The 18,167-nt window shown below is 56.7% G+C and carries 20 protein-coding genes; 11 read left to right on the forward strand and 9 right to left on the reverse strand.

The annotated features are described in order from the left end of the window. Nucleotides 1-149 precede the first annotated feature (149 nt). Nucleotides 150-1,733 (reverse strand): NAD(P)H-hydrate dehydratase, encoded by a 1,584-nt coding sequence (locus tag AC1DFB_RS08495; protein ID WP_480922511.1) that lies wholly within the window; start codon nucleotides 1,731-1,733, stop codon nucleotides 150-152. Between the two features lie 169 nt (nucleotides 1,734-1,902). On the opposite strand from AC1DFB_RS08495, the gene AC1DFB_RS08500 reads away from it, so the two are divergent. The 5 genes from AC1DFB_RS08500 (at nucleotide 1,903) to AC1DFB_RS08520 (ending at nucleotide 6,424) form a co-directional block, all read left to right on the forward strand. Next, nucleotides 1,903-2,241, forward strand: a complete 339-nt coding sequence (locus AC1DFB_RS08500) for a P-II family nitrogen regulator (RefSeq protein ID WP_170396438.1) — start codon at nucleotides 1,903-1,905, stop codon at nucleotides 2,239-2,241. A gap of 33 nt (nucleotides 2,242-2,274) precedes the next feature. Next, a complete protein-coding gene (gene glnA, locus AC1DFB_RS08505) occupies nucleotides 2,275-3,681 on the forward strand; it encodes a type I glutamate--ammonia ligase (protein WP_170396436.1) in 1,407 nt (468 codons plus the stop codon). Nucleotides 3,682-3,808: 127 nt separating this feature from the next. Further along, nucleotides 3,809-4,456, forward strand: coding sequence for an MSMEG_1061 family FMN-dependent PPOX-type flavoprotein (locus AC1DFB_RS08510; RefSeq protein ID WP_480922512.1), 648 nt, complete (start codon nucleotides 3,809-3,811; stop codon nucleotides 4,454-4,456). Between the two features lie 67 nt (nucleotides 4,457-4,523). After that, nucleotides 4,524-5,318 carry a lytic murein transglycosylase gene (locus AC1DFB_RS08515; protein ID WP_480922513.1) on the forward strand — a complete coding sequence of 265 codons (795 nt, stop codon included), beginning with the start codon at nucleotides 4,524-4,526 and terminating at the stop codon, nucleotides 5,316-5,318. Between the two features lie 197 nt (nucleotides 5,319-5,515). Then, the gene (locus tag AC1DFB_RS08520; protein WP_480438669.1) at nucleotides 5,516-6,424 is read left to right on the forward strand and encodes a hypothetical protein; all 909 of its coding nucleotides are present in this window, start codon (nucleotides 5,516-5,518) and stop codon (nucleotides 6,422-6,424) included. 36 nt (nucleotides 6,425-6,460) lie between these two features. Here AC1DFB_RS08520 and AC1DFB_RS08525 read toward each other — a convergent pair whose 3' ends face one another. Continuing rightward, the gene (locus AC1DFB_RS08525; RefSeq protein ID WP_170422252.1) at nucleotides 6,461-7,204 is read right to left on the reverse strand and encodes a heme-dependent oxidative N-demethylase family protein; all 744 of its coding nucleotides are present in this window, start codon (nucleotides 7,202-7,204) and stop codon (nucleotides 6,461-6,463) included. Nucleotides 7,205-7,328: 124 nt separating this feature from the next. Between AC1DFB_RS08525 and dddP the strand changes: the two genes are divergently transcribed. Next, a complete protein-coding gene (gene dddP, locus AC1DFB_RS08530) occupies nucleotides 7,329-8,672 on the forward strand; it encodes a dimethylsulfonioproprionate lyase DddP (protein WP_170422254.1) in 1,344 nt (447 codons plus the stop codon). Between the two features lie 10 nt (nucleotides 8,673-8,682). On the opposite strand, the gene AC1DFB_RS08535 is transcribed toward dddP, so the two are convergent. Beyond that, nucleotides 8,683-8,877, reverse strand: a complete 195-nt coding sequence (locus tag AC1DFB_RS08535) for a hypothetical protein (RefSeq protein WP_170396424.1) — start codon at nucleotides 8,875-8,877, stop codon at nucleotides 8,683-8,685. Nucleotides 8,878-9,132: 255 nt separating this feature from the next. Here AC1DFB_RS08535 and AC1DFB_RS08540 point away from each other — a divergent pair, with 255 nt between their 5' ends. Continuing rightward, nucleotides 9,133-10,347 (forward strand): bifunctional alpha/beta hydrolase/OsmC family protein, encoded by a 1,215-nt coding sequence (locus AC1DFB_RS08540; RefSeq protein ID WP_170403180.1) that lies wholly within the window; start codon nucleotides 9,133-9,135, stop codon nucleotides 10,345-10,347. Nucleotides 10,348-10,402: 55 nt separating this feature from the next. Here AC1DFB_RS08540 and AC1DFB_RS08545 read toward each other — a convergent pair whose 3' ends face one another. The 5 genes from AC1DFB_RS08545 to AC1DFB_RS08565 form a co-directional block, all read right to left on the reverse strand. Next, the gene (locus tag AC1DFB_RS08545; RefSeq protein WP_170403183.1) at nucleotides 10,403-10,753 is read right to left on the reverse strand and encodes a hypothetical protein; all 351 of its coding nucleotides are present in this window, start codon (nucleotides 10,751-10,753) and stop codon (nucleotides 10,403-10,405) included. Between the two features lie 10 nt (nucleotides 10,754-10,763). Next, nucleotides 10,764-11,321 carry a hypothetical protein gene (locus tag AC1DFB_RS08550; protein WP_480922514.1) on the reverse strand — a complete coding sequence of 186 codons (558 nt, stop codon included), beginning with the start codon at nucleotides 11,319-11,321 and terminating at the stop codon, nucleotides 10,764-10,766. A gap of 139 nt (nucleotides 11,322-11,460) precedes the next feature. Continuing rightward, nucleotides 11,461-12,048, reverse strand: coding sequence for a biotin transporter BioY (locus AC1DFB_RS08555; RefSeq protein WP_170396416.1), 588 nt, complete (start codon nucleotides 12,046-12,048; stop codon nucleotides 11,461-11,463). Between the two features lie 75 nt (nucleotides 12,049-12,123). Next, the gene (locus AC1DFB_RS08560; RefSeq protein WP_480922515.1) at nucleotides 12,124-12,546 is read right to left on the reverse strand and encodes a DUF6314 family protein; all 423 of its coding nucleotides are present in this window, start codon (nucleotides 12,544-12,546) and stop codon (nucleotides 12,124-12,126) included. Beyond that, nucleotides 12,543-12,875 carry a hypothetical protein gene (locus AC1DFB_RS08565; protein WP_170396412.1) on the reverse strand — a complete coding sequence of 111 codons (333 nt, stop codon included), beginning with the start codon at nucleotides 12,873-12,875 and terminating at the stop codon, nucleotides 12,543-12,545. The genes AC1DFB_RS08560 and AC1DFB_RS08565 overlap by 4 nt, the downstream gene beginning before the upstream one ends. Nucleotides 12,876-12,963: 88 nt before the next feature. On the opposite strand from AC1DFB_RS08565, the gene purB reads away from it, so the two are divergent. From purB to AC1DFB_RS08585, 4 genes are all read left to right on the forward strand, one after another. Then, the gene (gene purB / locus AC1DFB_RS08570) at nucleotides 12,964-14,268 is read left to right on the forward strand and encodes an adenylosuccinate lyase (protein ID WP_170612398.1); all 1,305 of its coding nucleotides are present in this window, start codon (nucleotides 12,964-12,966) and stop codon (nucleotides 14,266-14,268) included. A gap of 380 nt (nucleotides 14,269-14,648) precedes the next feature. Further along, nucleotides 14,649-15,191, forward strand: coding sequence for a hypothetical protein (locus tag AC1DFB_RS08575; RefSeq protein ID WP_480561339.1), 543 nt, complete (start codon nucleotides 14,649-14,651; stop codon nucleotides 15,189-15,191). Between the two features lie 84 nt (nucleotides 15,192-15,275). Beyond that, nucleotides 15,276-16,352, forward strand: coding sequence for a flagellar motor switch protein FliG (locus tag AC1DFB_RS08580; RefSeq protein ID WP_480760272.1), 1,077 nt, complete (start codon nucleotides 15,276-15,278; stop codon nucleotides 16,350-16,352). Between the two features lie 85 nt (nucleotides 16,353-16,437). After that, nucleotides 16,438-17,361, forward strand: a complete 924-nt coding sequence (locus AC1DFB_RS08585) for a lysophospholipid acyltransferase family protein (RefSeq protein ID WP_170396406.1) — start codon at nucleotides 16,438-16,440, stop codon at nucleotides 17,359-17,361. Here the strand turns inward: AC1DFB_RS08585 and AC1DFB_RS08590 are convergent, their stop codons facing one another. Further along, nucleotides 17,362-18,063 carry a DUF1223 domain-containing protein gene (locus AC1DFB_RS08590; protein WP_480922516.1) on the reverse strand — a complete coding sequence of 234 codons (702 nt, stop codon included), beginning with the start codon at nucleotides 18,061-18,063 and terminating at the stop codon, nucleotides 17,362-17,364. It abuts the gene before it with no gap. Nucleotides 18,064-18,167: the final 104 nt, after the last annotated feature.

The raw sequence follows: 18,167 nt of genomic DNA on the forward strand, positions 1-18,167 counted from the left end.
ATATTTTGACCTAGTTCGAAAGCAGCACCCAGCTAACCTGCAAGACAATTCTTGCGCTGCGTGTTGCAGCTTGCAAACACCCGTTATGCGCACAGGTAAATCTTAAGGCGAAACATTGCCGCTTTGACCCGCGATCGGCCAATATTTGCCTATGACCCATTGATTTCAAGCCGTGCGAATACCGCTGGCACTTGTTCCGGCAGATCTTCAGCAATCAACCCCGGCCCAAATTGCCTGGCGCATTCCACATGTAACCAAGCTGCGGCCTTGGCTGCAGCCATCGGGTTGAAGCTCCGCGCCAGTAGTCCCGTTATGAACCCGGCAAGCACATCGCCCGACCCTGCTGTCGCCAGCCAGGGCGCCGCCCGGTCAAACAGCGCCGCATTGATCGCACATTGCCCATCCGGTGCAGCAATCACCGTGTCAGGGCCCTTGTATAGTACTACACAGCCAGCCTGCTTGGCCGCCTCACGCACGGCATCCACTTTGGAATAAGCCGGCCCTCTGCCCGGCTTGACCGAGAGCTTTTCGGTGATCTCCGGGAACAATCGCGCAAACTCGCCCCCGTGCGGTGTCAGAACACATCTGTCATGGAGCATGTCCAACAGCACCTCTGGCGCATCAGCAAAAGCCGTCAAAGCATCCGCGTCCAGCAACGCGGGACGCCCCGAGGCCAGCGCCGCAGGAACCAGCTCCTGCGCACGCGCCAGCCCCAAACCAGGACCGAGGCATAGTGCATTCAACCGCGCATCCATCAGGACTTCCAACAGATCATCGCCGCTCTGGACCCGCTGCAGCATCAGCGCAGTGATGTGACTGGCAACCTCCATCTGAGCCGAGGGTGGAACACCCAGCGTCACCAATCCGGCCCCGATGCGTAATGCACCACGTGCCGCCAGCCTTGCTGCGCCGGTTGCCCCCGCACCTCCGCTAATAATTAAGGCATGCCCATGCGCATATTTGTGTAAGGCAGTTGCCTTCGAAAAATCAGCATCCGGGGCGGTCACCAGTTTGACCGCACCCTGAACTCCCTCCTCCAAACCAATGTCCTTGACGACCAATCGGCCACTTCTGACCGGCCCTAGCCCCAGATAATGCCCCAGCTTTGCAGTATGAAACGATACCGTGAGCCTGGCCTGAACCGTCGCGGTCCCCGGGGCCAGCTCACGCCCACTATCGGAACACAGGCCAGACGGCATATCAACGGATACTGTCTTTTCGGCGATGGCTGGATCCGAGGCAGTCATTTCTGCCCATTTTAGAACATCACCCTCAAGCGGTCGCTGTAAGCCCGTCCCGAATAACGCATCGACATAAAGGTCAGCCCCTTGATGCGCGGCAAACACTTCGGAAAATGGGTGAACCTCCCCCAATTCGCCCCACCTGTCATGATTCACACGCGCATCTGGTGGCAGCTTCGCCGGATCACCAAGAAGAAATGCCGCCACCTCCCAGCCGCGCTCCCGCAGCAAGCGTGCAACAACAAATCCATCCCCCCCGTTATTTCCTGGCCCGCAAAGAACTACCGCACGCAGCGGATCCTCTTCATCTGACCCCAAATACCTCGGGGGTGCGGGGGCTGGCCCCCGCTGCAGCTCTGGCCATTCTTCAAATACGGCTTGAAGAACACCGCGCCCCGCCCGCTCCATCAGCTCCAGTCCGCTCACGTCACCGGACTCAATCGCGGACTTTTCGATCGTCCGCATCCGTGCCGCTGTCAGCAACTCTGCCATATTGCGCCCTCACGCGATTCAATTCTGATTACATTTTGTGCACATCGATCAAAATTTAACCCGTTGCACGATTTCGCAGCACCACAAGGCGACCATATTCGCAGTTCCATTGCCGCCTGATCTTAGACGTGATCATTGCCATCGAGACAACCATACAAGGTGAGCCGGAATGAAAAAGATCGAAGCGATCATCAAGCCGTTCAAACTGGACGAAGTGAAAGAGGCGCTGCAGGACGTGGGAGTCCAGGGCCTCAGCGTGGTCGAGGTGAAAGGCTTTGGTCGCCAGAAAGGTCACACCGAACTTTATCGCGGCGCAGAATATGTTGTCGACTTTCTACCCAAGGTAAAGGTCGAGGTCGTGCTGGATGATGATCAGGTTGACGCAGCGATCGAAGCCATCGTTAGCGCCGCAAAGACCGACAAGATCGGGGACGGAAAAATCTTTGTCTCACCTATCGAACAAGCCATTCGTATCCGCACCGGCGAAACCGGTTCGGAAGCCCTGTAACACAGCAATCTTCAAATCAGAGGAACAAATAGTATGAGCAAGGACGCAGTTCTTCAGCTGATCCGTGATGAAGACGCCGAATACGTCGACATCCGCTTTACCGACCCGCGTGGCAAACTTCAGCACGTCACCATCATGTCCGATCAGGTCGATGAGGACTTCCTGGAAGAGGGCTTTATGTTCGACGGTTCGTCCATCGCGGGCTGGAAGTCGATTGAAGCTTCCGACATGAAACTGATGCCCGACACCGACAGCGCCTATGTCGATCCGTTCTATGCGGAAAAGACCATCTGCCTGCACTGCTCGGTTGTGGAGCCTGACACTGGTGAAGCCTATGAACGTGACCCGCGAGGCACCGCTCAGAAAGCCGAAGCGTACCTGAAGGCTTCCGGTATTGGTGATGTGGCCTATATGGGTCCTGAGGCCGAATTTTTCCTCTTTGATGACGTTCGTTTCTCGAACAGTATCAACAAGGTATCCTACGAAGTTGATGCTACTGATGCATCGTGGAACACCGACACCGAATACGAGATGGGCAACATGGGCCATCGTCCGGGCGTCAAAGGTGGTTACTTCCCCGTAAACCCCGTTGACGAAGCGCAGGACCTGCGCTCGGAAATGCTGTCGACAATGAAGCGTCTGGGCATGAAGGTCGACAAGCACCACCACGAGGTTGCATCGTGTCAGCACGAACTGGGCCTGATCTTCGACAGCCTGACCAAGCAGGCCGATGAGCTGCAGAAGTACAAGTACGTGATCCACAACGTTGCACATGCCTATGGCAAATCGGCGACCTTCATGCCGAAGCCAATCGCAGGTGACAACGGCACCGGCATGCACGTGAACATGTCGATCTGGAAAGACGGCAAGCCGCTGTTCGCGGGCGACAAATACGCCGACCTGTCTGATGAGGCGCTGTACTTCATCGGCGGCATCCTGAAACACGCCAAAACGCTGAACGCCTTCACCAACCCGGCAACCAACAGCTACAAGCGTCTGATCCCAGGGTTCGAAGCCCCCGTCTTGCGCGCCTATTCGGCCCGCAACCGTTCTGGCTGCGTGCGTATTCCGTGGACCGAAAGCCCGAAAGCCAAGCGCGTCGAGGCCCGCTTCCCCGATCCGGCCGCAAACCCCTATCTGGCGTTCGCCGCGCTGCTGATGGCCGGTCTGGACGGCATCAAGAACAAGATCGATCCGGGCGAAGCCATGGACAAGAACCTGTACGATCTTCCTGCCGAAGAACTGGCCGACATCCCGACCGTCTGCGGCAGCCTGCGCGAAGCTCTGGAAGCGCTGGCATCTGATCACGACTTCCTGCTGCAAGGCGACGTGTTCACCAAAGACCAGATCGACGGCTACATCGCGCTGAAGATGGAAGAGGTAGAAACCTACGAGCACACACCTCACCCGGTTGAGTACGGCATGTACTACAGCTGCTGATTAAGAATTTTCGACGAAAATTCTCAGGGGGCGCCCATCGGGCGCCCCTTTTCTGTATCTCCGCGAGATTTGACGGATCGATGATGATCTTTCAAAATTTGAGCTCAACATCAGGCGGAGAGAGCACATGCCCGCAAGCGACAATCCCTTTTCTGAGTATTCAGGACTTGTAACCTCGGAAAAAGATCTGGAACGCACTTGCGGGCAACCCTTGCCGCAGATCATTGCAAAGGAATTGCCTGCACTTGATGAGATGTGTCGAGACTTCATCGGCATGTCCTCGTTCTGTCTGATCGCTTCGGCCAATCCCGATGGGCATCTCGATATTTCGCCTCGTGGCGATCCTGCGGGGTTTGTGCAGGTGCTCTCGAACTCGATGATTGCGATCCCGGACCGGCCTGGGAACAAGCGCGTGGATACGTTTCATAATGTGCTGAAAGATCAGCGCGTCAGCGTGATATTCTTTGTCCCCGGAAAATTGGAAACTCTGCGCCTGCGGGGATCCGCGAGAATTAGCGCAGATCCCGAACTTCTTTCAAACATGGCCGTCGGTGGACGCGTGCCCAAGCTGGCCCTGTTGATCCATGTCGAAACCGTCTTTGCGCACTGTCCCAAATGCATCATTCGATCAAACCTGTGGCAACCCGATGAATGGCCGGACTCATCCAGTCTGCCAAATATGAACGCGATGATGGTCAAACATGCCAAGATCGACAAAACCCCGGATGAATGGTTCGAATCCCTGAAAGGCACAGACGAGCTTGATCTCTATTAAAGCACTTTGCGGTAGGTCGAACTCGGCTTAGGCTGAGCGTAGTTTTTTCAGCACTCGGATTTCCTCTATGCATCGTCTTCGCCTTTACGCTGCACTCGCGTTCCTTCTGCCCTCGGTGGCACTATCCGCCCCTTGTGGGAATACCAGCAGCGGGTTTGAGGCCTGGAAAGCCGACTTTACCAAAACCGCCAAACGGGCAGGTGTGAAAAAGAAAGGTTTGCAGGCGCTCGCGCAGACGCAATATGCAACACGTACGATTGCCGCGGATCGCAATCAGAAGAGCTTTAAATACTCATTGGACAAATTCATGCAGGTGCGCGGAGCAAACACCATCGTCGCACAAGGGCGCAAGCGCAAAGCCCGCAATCCGCAATTTTACGCCGCGCTCGAGCGTCAGTATGGCGTACCGGCGGGTGTGCTGATTGCCATTCACGGCATGGAAACCGGCTTTGGAGGTTTCATGGGCGATAGTCAGGTTGTTTCCGCAATCACGACATTAGCCTATGATTGTCGCCGGTCCGAATTCTTCATCCCGCACGCTATCGGCGCCTTAAAACTGGTTGACCAAGGAACCCTTACGATGGCGACAAAAGGGGCAAAACATGGCGAGCTGGGGCATACGCAGTTTCTGCCCGGCAACGCCCTGACCTATGGTGTGGACGCCACGGGCGATGGTCGGGTCGATTTTTATAACATGACCGACGCGCTTGCCTCGACCGCGAATTTTCTACGTAAGAAAGGGTGGAAGCCCGGTCGCGGCTATCAACCCGGAGAGCCGAATTTTGCTGTCATACAGCAATGGAATGCGGCCTCGGTCTACCAGCAATCCATTGCAATCATGGCGGCGCGAATCGACAACTAGGGCAGTCATAGGCTTGACGTCAGAGCACCTGAATTCGGCCACATTGTTGCCACATAGATTTAAGGAAACCCCGATTTTCTTGGTTTCCAAAGCGTAATCAATCTTGGAATATTTCGACTTTTTTCCATTTTGGTCAAAATTTGCGCCATTTCGCCTGTTAATTTGTTGTGAAGATTATGACAGCAAAGGAACATGCTGTGACTGCAAAGCATAGTTACCACGGTGGCCTCCAGTTTGACGGGTCGGCAGATGGCGCGCTTGAGCGTCTGTGCGAGGTCGTCTCGACGACGCTGGGTGACTATGGCCATCTGGTCGAGCGCAAGACGCTTCTTAGCGCATCGGAGGCCAGTATCGTCAGCAGCCAATATCTCGTGCGTCTGACATTGGACTCGGAACCAACCCAAGTAGATCACAACCACCATGAGCGGATGGATCGAACCGCTGGTCTCAAAACTATGCCGCGTGCTGCGGTTACGCTGCCGGGAAACCGGCTGACGATCTCGATTTGTCCGGTGTCAAAACTGCTCGATGACAGTGAAATATCCGAGTTGATGCTTGTGGTGATCCTGTACCGAATGGTCGACATCTGCACGACCCGTCGTGTCGAATGGTTGTCGCCCAAAACGGTTCTGACCATCGAACAATTCATGAGTGCCTTTGATTCAATTGCGCCGCGCAACGCCCGGAACCGAAAGCAGATATTCGAAGCAGTCAGCGGCCCATTTGCGGGGCTCGATCTGCCCGATCCTGATGCGGAAAATACACAGACCAAACACGCCAAGCCGCGTCCGATCAAGCTAAGTGACGACCAACTGCTCAGTATCGCCTTCCGGACCGAGGCTGATGCTCCCCTGCCCGCCGGCAACATTCACCAGTCCGAGGACGAAACGGAACGCCCAAGCGATATTCTGCGACTGACCAGCTGGGGCATGACTGGTGCTGTGGCAAGCATATCGACACCGATTGCCATATCCCTGGCAGCAGTCAATCTGATCCGGGGTGAGGATTTCCGCCTCAACACTCAGGTTCTGGCTTTTACCACAGCGATTTTTGGCCTGAACGCTACGAATGCTTTTGCCGAGGTCGCCAGCGCGATTGGCATGTAATCAAATTACCCAAGACCCTCCTTGGAGGCCCCGCCGTCAGGCGGGGTTTTCCATTTTAAGGACCTGATCAGCGGCCATTACATAAGTGTGGATCGCGAACACCACTGCGTTTGTCTCAGGTAAACGCAAGAGAGTCTGACGTTCACTACGCAGATATCGGGCCGAATTTTCATCCCGCGGTGTGCGTCGCTGCATGAGACTACGCGGTTGGAACAATTCGGCATCATTGTACCAAAGCGCATTGAACCGCCAGAGTGGCCGGTTGGGCTGAATGCCGTCAAACAATCGTTGAACTCTGCGGGCAATATTGGCGTCGTAGGCATCAACCGGTTCATGGATCCCAATCAACGGGCGCATGAACTTTTCCGACAGCATCCAGCTTGCAGGAAAGCACAGGATCGCGCCAGTCAAAACATGCTCGTCATCGTGTTTCTGCAGAATGCAGAAATCCTCTTGCACCAAATGGCATAGCGTTTCCAACGGGCATTCCCGGTCAACCTCAACCCGTACACCGTCGGGCCGCACAACGTGATCGGAGACATTCGGATAAACTTGCTGAATGACCAGTTCCAGCAACTCCTGCGCGGGTGCCAACGCCTCGGGGCTTTGCGCCAAGACGTCCGGTTTTTGCTGCGCCAACAGCGCGGCGCGTCGTTGCATCTGGGCAGAAAACGCATCGTCGCGATGCAACCAGGCCCTGGGGTCCGCAGGCTTAATGCCAGGCAGCGGGTTTTGGGCGAGTGGATCATAGGGAATGGCTTGCTGTAGTATCACGGTCATAGTCGAGGCATAGCACCCTGCTCTGGCGCTGTCGGTCAAAAAGCGACCAGAAGACGGTCGCAAACCTAGAAGACGCAGCGCATCTGGATTTGCAGGTTGGTCAGGCAAGCAGAAAGGTCCAACCGTGAACACACCATATCGTGACACCCGTAAGATTGACCCGACCCGGGGCGCCACACTCGGGGACGGGACACCGAACGACAATGACAGGATCGAGATCGGACCGACACAGCTTGCCTTTGACGAATGGGCCGCTGCCGGGCTTAGCCTGCCCAATCTAGAACAGATGCGTAAATACCGCTGGAAACGCCTCACTCAGGCCATCGTGCAGCGCGATTGGGGCGGGATCCTGCTGTTTGACCCCCTGAATATCCGCTATGCGACTGACAGCACCAACATGCAGCTCTGGAATACCCATAACCCGTTCCGGGCCGTTTTGGTTTGCGCTGACGGGTATATGGTGATCTGGGACTACAAGAACTCTCCGTTCTTGTCGAAATTCAACCCGCTGGTGCGCGAGCAGCGCTCGGGCGCCGATCTGTTCTATTTCGACCGGGGCGACAAGATTGACGTTGCCGCAGATGTGTTCTCAAACGAGGTGCGCGCCCTGATCGAAGAACACGGCGGCGGCAACATGCGGCTGGGTGTCGACAAGATCATGCTGCACGGCCTGCGCGCGCTTGAGGCTCAGGGGTTCGAGGTGATGGAGGGCGAAGAGCTTACCGAGAAAACCCGTGCCATCAAAGGCCCAGACGAAATCCTCGCCATGCGCTGCGCCAGCCACGCCTGCGAGACCGCAGTGGCCGAAATGGAGCGCTTCGCACGTGTCAATGTCGGAGACGGGAAGACATCCGAGGATGACATTTGGGCAGTGCTACATGCTGAAAACATCCGGCGCGGTGGTGAATGGATCGAGACCCGCTTGCTTGCCTCGGGCCAGCGCACCAATCCCTGGTTTCAGGAATGCGGCCCGCGCATCACGCGGCAAAATGAAATCATCGCGTTCGATACCGACCTGATCGGGTCTTACGGCATTTGCGTCGACATCTCACGAACCTGGTGGATCGGCGATCAAAAACCGCGCCCCGACATGATCTATGCCATGCAGCACGCGCATGAGCATATCATGACCAATATGGAAATGCTGAAGCCCGGCGTCATGATCCCGGAACTAACTGCGAATGCCCATCGGCTGGATGACAAGTTTCAGGCACAGAAATACGGCTGCCTGATGCATGGAGTTGGATTGTGCGATGAATGGCCCTTGGTAGCCTATCCCGACAAGGCGGTCGAGGGATCCTATGATTATCCACTTGAACCCGGAATGGTGTTGTGCGTCGAAGCGGCAGTTGGCGAGGTTGGCGGCGATTTCTCGATCAAGCTGGAAGATCAGGTGCTGATCACCGAAGACGGCTATGAAAACCTCACGAAGTATCCGTTCGACGCACAGTTGATGGGGTCTGGCTAAGCGCTATCGCCTAGTTTGACCAGTGGGACCGTCTGACATTACCGTGCCAATCCTCAGGCGCTGTGAGAGTTGGCGTGTCCTCAGACGTATTCGTCAGCGGCCAGCTTTGTCCCAGCGCAAAACCAATTGCGCCAGTCACGAGAATTGCCAACAGAACTCCGGCGTGGAGTGTCGGGCTTAGCGGTGCAGATGTTGTATGTGCCATTTTGACCTCTGCTTTGGATAAGAAGGATGATTGCAAGTTGGGGTCCAAGTATAAATAAGTAAAATGAATGTTTATCCGAATTATCATCACATTTTTTGATTGTTCAGATACCAACCCCAACAATGCATTGATGCGACGCGCCAAGGGCTACGTGGTCCCACCCCCTCACCTTCCTGTTACGCCACTGACACAGGGGTTGAGAGAACCGCACACAGCACACAGTATTGTCGAAACCTGGACCACCAAGGATTCATCATGCCCACCGAACGCATTACTTTCGCCGGTCACGACGGCAGCCAATTGGCCGCGCGCCTTGATCTGCCGGACGGGCCGGTACTGGCAACGGCTTTGTTTGCGCATTGCTTTACCTGCTCTAAGGACATACCTGCCGCACGGCGCATTTCGGCGCGTTTGGCGGCGATGGGCATCGCCGTGCTCAGGTTTGATTTTACAGGCCTTGGCCACTCGGATGGAGAGTTTGCGAATACGACATTCACCTCAAATGTCGAAGATCTGATCGCTGCAGCGCACTACCTGTCCGGCCGCAACATGGCCCCCGCCCTGCTTATTGGCCATTCACTTGGCGGCGCTGCGGTACTGCGCGCACGCGCTGGCATACCGTCGATCAAGGCGGTCGTCACATTGGGTGCGCCTGCTGACCCGGGCCACGTATCACACCATTTCGAGGCCGCCCTGCCCGAGATTCAGGCGCAAGGCAGCGCAGAGGTTTCGCTTGGCGGTCGCCCGTTCCGCATTGGCAAAGCTTTTGTCGATGACATTTCAGAGGCCGCGCTTAGCCCTGCCGTTTCAGATTTGAAAGCAGCGCTTCTGATCCTGCACGCACCGCGCGATGACACGGTTAGCATTGATAACGCCAGCACCATCTTTCTGGCTGCGAAGCATCCGAAAAGTTTTGTCACGCTGGACGATGCCGACCATCTGATCACACGCGCCGCTGATGCGGATTACGCGGCGGATGTCATTGCGGCTTGGGTGTCGCGATACGTCAAACTGTGCCCGCCCGCCCCACCACCCGGCGCCCCGGAAGGTGTTGTTCGCGTAACCGAGGCAGACCCGGCAGGGTTCCTGCAAGACATCCAGTCCGGCCCGCGCCACCATGCGGTCGCTGACGAGCCCGCCTCGTACGGAGGAACGGACCGAGGCATGTCCCCTTATGGATTTGTGTCCTCGGGATTGGGCGCCTGTACCTCGATGACCATTCGCATGTATGCGCGGCGCAAGAAATGGCCGCTGACAGGTATCACCGTCGATGTCTGCCACGACAAGGTACACGCCCAGGACGCTGGACTGGCCAGCGATGGTAAGGTCGATCAGTTCCGCCGCAAGATACGGCTACAAGGGCCGCTGGATGCCGCGCAACGTGCTAAGCTATTGGAGATCGCAGATAAATGTCCCGTGCACCGAACCCTTGAAGGCTCGGCCCATATCACGACTGAGCTGCTGGACTGAAAACCACCTTTGTCAGCTTATGATAATGATTGAAGGGGGCTTTTGCCCCCTTTTTCTAACGGCGCCTCGGTGAGGGTCGGTGAATTGGTGGCCGTGCCGTCGGAGGACGCGCCACCGGGGGATGCGGGCGCGACGGCGGTTTGGCGATCGGTGGCTTTGGCCGCGGTGGAGGGTTCGGACGAACCGGTCGATCGGGGCGGTCGGGCCGGTCTGGGCGGTTTATGTCAACATCTACATTCACGTTACGGTCGTGGTAGTAATCATTCCACAGCATCGAGTCGTAGAACGGGTCATACCCAACGCCATACCCTACCCCGACGGACACGCCATCGCAGGCGGACAATGTAAACGTTGCAGTACCCAACCCCAGCGCCAGAACAGACCGTTTTAACAGTTTGCGAGTCATCCGAGCCTCCTTACTGCAAAGACCGGAACGACGCGAAAACGGCGTTCAAGGCATCAACATAAGACGGGTCGGCCCCGTCACGCAGGATCGCAACCCCTATCGCAACACGGTCACGCGGCAGGTCGATCACGGTGGCGGTAAAGTTTACGCCTCGCCCATCCCGATTGCCGGTGCCTCGAATAACGTGGGCTGGCCGCCCACCAATCCTTGTATTGCTGGTGCTGGTCACGGTCGGGTCTTTGACGAGGAATTTGTCGATATCCTCAAGATAGCGCACCCCGCCCTGAATGCTGGAAACCCGTGATGGTGAGACGAAGCCCATCCAGACATTATCGTCGGTCACCGGTCTGATCCCCATGACGCGCGAAACCGCACGGGCATCGCCCAGATTGGTATCCTCGATTTCACGCGGGCCACCGGTACGCAATGCCCAAAAGTCGGGAACCTCAAAGCGGAACAGCGCGCGTCCTTCATCGGTGTAAGTCACCGGTGTGTCGGCTTGTACAGGCGTTACAGCCAACCAAGTCACGGCACTTGCAGCAAGCACCAAGCTTAACAAAATACGCATATCTCAATAACCTGATCAGTTTTCTGGTCTCAGGTTGCCCATGCAGTTTGACTTTGTCCAGTATCCTGTTCTGCAGACAATAAAAAACCCGCGTCCGGAAAGCTCCGAACGCGGGTGTATCTTGCGCAAGAGCGCGCTATCAGGTGCGTGCGTCGCCCAGCAGCTTCCACAGGCCAGGGATCAGCAGAGCGGCCAGCGCCAGCTTGATCGCGTCACCCAGCAGGAACGGTGTCAGACCCCATTCCAGGATCGGCTTGTCCCAGCCATACAGCTGACCCAACCACAGCAGTCCCGGCACGTAGATCAGCACGTTGGCCAGTACCAGCGCCAGCGCCAACTTGCCGACCGAACGGTCCCAGCCGCGCGCGGCCAGTGCGCCCAGCAGAATGGTCGCCATCAGGTAACCGACCAGATAGCCGCCGGTGCCACCCATCATGTAGGTCAGGCCGTATTTTTCGGCCGAGGACCCTGCAAACACGTCAAAGCCCAGAGCACCAACCAGCAGGTAACCCAGCATCGTGATCAGGCCAAGGCGCGCGCCATAAGCGGTGCCGATGGTCAGAACGGCGAATGTGCCCATGGTGATCGGAACCGGCCACATCGGCACTTTGATTTTGGCTGCAACAGCCAGAGCAACGATACCCAGGGCAACCAGAGCCACCTGCTTGACGCGCAGCGCCGTCCCCTCACGCGGGCCAAAAGCATTGGCCAGTACGTTTGCGTTCATCTCATTTCTCCACATTCGGACTTATTTGCACATGCAGCAATGCCCGTTCCGGGCCGTTGCTGCAAGATGATTACGCTATCGCAGCGCGTATTTGGTCTCCATTTCATAGGATTTTCGCGGTCCTGATACAGTCCAGCGGACTGTCCAGCGCGGCCATCCTGAGAAATCATAGTCTGCATCATAGCTGTCTGGCGGGCAATCGTGATGATCCTCGACCCGGGTTTGGCCAAGTTTGAGTGCGTGAAAAAACCGATCATCATCAAAATGGATAGCGATCCGATCACCGGCGTCGCGCCAAAGGTATCGACGCGTTCCCGTCATTGCAGGCTGCCCCGGAACACGCAGCGTGACCGTCTCATCATAGACCAACCCTTGGGTATCTTGCCGAAGCTCAGCCTTACCCTCGGCCTGAATGATCTGGCCTGCAAGCTCGTCCCGGATGAGGCGGCTTAGGTCCCAAACCCCCTGGAAATCATAAATATTTCTGGGCAGGCTCACTTCAAATAGATTCCGTCAGTTGTATTGCCTGAATCATCCACAAACCGGATGGTTTCACCGCTTTGCTCAACATCATAACAAGCCCAGAAATCCGAAGGCGGCCAGACCGAGCAATAGCGATCATCACGAACAGCCCATCGTCCCGAACTTGGGCGACCTGAAAAGTACTGCGTTTGCATGTTGCTATCGAAGGTCTGGGTGATCCCCTCGCCATAGTCGAGCTTCTTGCCAGCAAGCGCCATCAGAATCTCATCACCCGTCAGTTGCTGAAACTCGTCGGCGGCCACAAATCCGGGCCAAAGCAATAAAATCAGGGCAAACCGTCTCATCCCAGCACTCGCGCCTTGTTCCTTGGTCAATGCGCGGCTAAACCCCGCGCCAACGCCTCATCCCAATCATAAAAAGGTGCTGCCGCCAATGATTCCCCGCTATTCACGCCCCGACATGGTCGCCATCTGGTCACCCGAGAGCAAGTTCCGCATTTGGTACGAGATCGAGGCGCACGCCTGCGACGCCATGGCCGATCTAGGCGTGATCCCGCGTGAAAACGCCGAGGCCGTGTGGAAAGCCAAGGATGTGGAGTTTGATGTCGCCCGTATCGACGAGATCGAGGCCGTCACCAAACACGACGTCATCGCCTTCTTGACCCATCTGGCCGAACATGTGGGCAGCGAGGAAGCCCGTTTCGTGCATCAGGGCATGACCTCCTCGGACGTACTGGACACTTGCTTCAATGTGCAACTGACCCGCGCCGCCGACCTGCTGATTGCAGACCTCGAAGGTCTGTTGGCTGCCCTGAAACGCCGCGCGATCGAGCACAAAGACACCGTTCGCATCGGTCGCAGCCACGGTATCCATGCCGAACCCACCACGATGGGCCTGACCTTTGCCCGCTTCTATGCCGAGATGGACCGCAACTTGTCCCGGATGCGCGATGCCCGCGCGGAAATCGCCACCGGAGCGATCAGCGGCGCGGTCGGGACGTTTGCGAATATCGACCCGCAGGTTGAAGAGCATGTCTGCGACAAGCTGGGTCTGGTGCCTGAACCGATCAGCACGCAGGTCATTCCCCGCGACCGTCACGCCGCATTCTTCGCCACACTGGGTGTTATCGCCAGCAGCATCGAAAACATCGCTATCGAAATCCGCCATATGCAGCGGACAGAGGTGTTGGAAGGTGCCGAGTTCTTCTCGATGGGACAGAAAGGTTCCTCGGCGATGCCGCACAAGAAGAACCCGGTCCTGACCGAGAACCTGACCGGTCTTGCGCGCATGGTGCGTGCGGCCGTGATCCCGGCGATGGAGAACGTGGCGCTGTGGCACGAGCGCGATATCTCGCATTCCTCGGTCGAACGCATGATCGGGCCGGATGCCACTATCACGCTGGACTTTGCACTCGCGCGATTGACCGGTGTAATCGACAAGATGCTGATCTTCCCCGAGAACATGATCGAGAACATGAACAAGTTCCCCGGTCTTGTCATGAGCCAACGAGTGCTGTTGGCGTTGACCCAAGCCGGTGTAAGCCGCGAGGATGCCTATGCCATGGTTCAGCGCAACGCACTTAAAGTCTGGGAGCATCGCACCGACTTCAAAGAGGAACTGTTGGCCGACGCTGATGTCACCGCCGCGCTGAGCCCGAAAGAAATCGAAGAGAAATTCGATCTCGGCTACCATACCAAACATGTAGAAACGATTTTCGCCCGCGTATTCGGCGAATAATTCAAACTCAAACAGTGCTAAAAACTTGGCCCGGCTTGCTCAATGCAGCCGGGCCTTGTGTCTTTGCCAGATTGGCAAAAATCGGTTAATCTGTTGGCACAGTTTCCGCGAAAGGAAAACTCGATGCTACGAACTGCTCTATGCGCAATTGCTCTTATCTGTGCGGGCACCGCCGGATTTGCCTGTAACGGTAACACCAAGCAAACCCAGTCCTGTGCTGAAGGCACAATTTGGGACAGCGAAAGCCAAAGCTGCATGAAAATCGTCAATAGCTGACATTTTTATTTCCTGCTTGTGAATAAAAGCGATCAGTCAATCGTTAGCTTTTTTGAAGATCAAGCTATGATTGTAACAAGTCTCTTTGACAACGGAGTAGGAAAATGCGTCTTGTACTAGCCTCGGCCATCGCTCTTCAGGCCTTTACTTTCGCGCCCATGGCCATTGCTGCGGGTGGTGGGGACAGCAGCCCGCCCAAGCCCACCAACACCACAAAGAAATGCCTGTTTGGCCGCGTCTATGACGAGGCAGCCGGGCGCTGCGTCAAACCCAACAAGACAAATTTCACCGAAGACCAACTGTATGATGCCTTGCGCGAGTTGGCTTACGACGGGCAGTACGAAAATGCTCAGGGCATTCTGCGTATCATGGATCAAGATGATGATCGGGTGCAGACCTATTGGGGGTTCACCTATCGCAAGATGGGTGAGCTGAAACTGGCTGACGCGTTTTACCAGAAAGCAATTGAATCCAACCCCGACAACATCCTCGCCCGCAGCTACATGGGTCAGGGATTTGTTACCCAGGGCAAGACCGAGTTGGCCATCGCACAATGGCGCGAGATCAAGGCGCGTGGTGGCGAAGGCACATGGGCTGAGACATCGCTGCGCGAAGCGATCAGAACAGGGCTGACATATAGCTACTGAGTTTCAGGGTTTCTTTACCCGACTCTCTATATTCTGCCTGCAACGCGAATGAGGCATTGCAGGCAGATGCAGGACACGAACCTAATGGTGCAGATGACGCCGGGCACGCAAACCCCGGTCGTTGAACAAGACAATGATGCGCCACGTGTTGTGCCGCGCGCCCTCAGCAACCGAGAGAAAGCGGCGGTTGTGGTTCGGCTGCTGCTGAACGAGGGGGCGGATATCCCGTTGGAAGAGCTTCCCGATTCACTGCAGGAACAACTTACCCACCAACTTGGACAGATGGGGTTGGTTGACCGGGTAACGTTGGCCGCCGTCGCACAGGAATTTGCCGATGCGCTGGATGGCGTAGGGCTTGCATTTCCCCATGGGCTAGCCGGTGCTCTGGACGCGGTGAACGGCAAGATCGCCCCAGCCACCGCCGCCCGGCTGCGCAAGGTAGCTGGCGTGAGGCAGATCGGTGACCCATGGCAGCGTTTGCGCGAAGTACCCTCAGAAGATCTGGCCGAAATGGCCAAAGCTGAAAGCACAGAAGTCGCCGCCGTTATGCTGTCGAAACTCGAAACCGCCAAGGCTGCCCAGTTGTTGGGCCACCTGCCCGGCCCCACAGCGCGACGGATAACTTATGCAGTCTCGAAAACGGCCAACGTGACGCCCGAGGCGGTTGAGCGGATCGGATGGTCCTTGGCCGCTCAGCTGGATCAACGCCCCGAGCCCGCCTTTCGGGATGGGCCGGGTGAGCGTGTGGGCGCGATCCTCAACCAGTCAGCCGCGGCGACGCGTAATGGTTTGCTGACCGCGTTGGACGAAGAAGACGCCGATTTTGCGGATACCGTCCGGCAATCGATCTTCATCTTTTCGCATGTGCCCTCGCGCATCCAACCCCGCGATGTTCCAGCGATTCTGCGCGGTGTGGATCAACCCGTTCTCATCACGGCGTTGGCCGGAGCCAATAGCGACGATGACCTCGCCACGGTCGAGTTCTTCCTAGCCAACATGTCCTCTCGCATGGCGGAAAACTTACGGGAAGAAATGGCCGAACGTGGCAAGGTCAAACAATCCGACAGTGAAGATGCGATGTCGCAGATCGTTGCAGCCATCCGCGCGCTTTTGGACGAGGGCGCGATCGCACTGGTCGAGGCGGAGGAGAATGCAGAATAGTCCGGCAAGGCGCGACCACTTGTGATCGCACGATGGGGCCTGTATGTCTCGTCGCGCAGTTCACAACGCTCAGGTGTCTCTCCCCATGCCCGTCGAAAAGTCGGAACTAAGCCGATTTGAGCTTGGAAAATACTACGTCGCCAACCTGTTTCTGACCGGCGTAATCCGCGGCATGCGCCTGCTGCCATATGAGCGCCGCATCGGAGCGATGGGCGCGATTGTGCGCTGGCTTGCCCCTATTGTCGGGTTTCGAACCCGCGTGCGCCGCAACCTGAAACTCACCTGCCCAGACCTGCCCGAGGCCGAGGTCAAACGCATCTGCCGCGCCGTGCCTGACAATGCCGGGCGCGCGATCATGGAGCATTTTTCAGCCGACGGTTTCATCGAGCGACAAAGCAAGGCCAAAGTATCGGGCTCGGGTGTCGAAGCATTTGATGCCGCCGTGGCGGAAGGGCGTCCAGTGATGATGATCACTGCGCATTTCGGGCACTATCTGGCCGCGCGGGTCGCGCTGCAGGCGCGTAGCGGTAAACCCATCGGCAGCCTCTATCGCCGCATGGCAAATCCATATTTCAACGACATGTATGTCGAGGCATTCTATCAGACCGGGTCGCCCATGTTCGAACAGGGCCGCCGAGGTATGGTCGAAATGGTCCGTTCACTGAAAAGCGGAGGCATCATTGCCATTGTATCCGACCTGCATGCGCATGGTGGTGAGGAGCTGACCTTTTTCGGCAAACCCGCCGTCACCTCGGTGCTGAACGCGGAACTTGCGATCAAATACAAGGCTGTGCTGATCCCCTGCTATGCAGTGCGCCAACCCAACGGGATCGATTTTGAGATCGTCCTACACGACCCGGTCCCGCATACTGATGCCAAAACCATGACCCAGTTCACCAATGACGACCTGGAAGCGATGGTGCGTCAGCACATGGGACAATGGTTCTGGATTCATCGGCGCTGGAAGTCCTGGAGGGGACTGGGGGTCCAGCCAAAGGATATGCCCTGATCACTTAACCCGCGCTGCGGCCACGATCGGACCATGGCCACTGCGCTGGATCAGAACAACGGCAGGCAATTCCGATGACAATGTTGCGGTGAAACTCTGCGGTGTTTGGCCATCCCAGCGACCGGCAATCTGCCAATTCTCGACCACGTTTGCATAATCCAGATCATGTCCGGCCAATTCGCCACGCCGGATCGAGGTGCGACGCATCGGCGAATACTGCACAATCCGAACATCATAGGTTTCGTCGTCTGGTAACTCGATCGGAACGACATTCATGGATACTTCGTTCGCAGTACGCGTGGCACTGACCTCGGCCTCCGGCGGCGCAGCCAGGTGTGCATCGATTAGCCGGTTCAGTTCAATTGACTTGGCCCCAACCACATCCTGCTGCCCATTCACAACCATCTGCGGCGTGTAGATCATCGTCCGCCCGCCTTCACGTGCATAGGCGCGCTGACGATCGGTGTGGTCGGGATTGGCGTATTCATCTTTCCAGCCAATGTAGTCCCAATAATCCACATGCAACGCCAGACCGATTACATCATCCCGCTTGGCCAATTCATGCATGATCCGGTCTGCTGGCGGGCAGGACGAGCACCCCTGCGAGGTGAACAGTTCGACCACCACCGGATCATCCTGCACCTGAGCCGGGGCAGCAAGAAAGAGTGAAACAAACGCGGTCGCAGCGACTGATCTGAGCATGTTTTCTCTCGATAGAGGATGATTGCCTGAAAGGTTTAAGTCGGAACCGAATAAACTGCCAATCAAGGTTTCTTGAGACCTCAGACACAAGCTTTCGACAAAAT

The organism is Ruegeria sp. S84 (assembly GCF_056583445.1).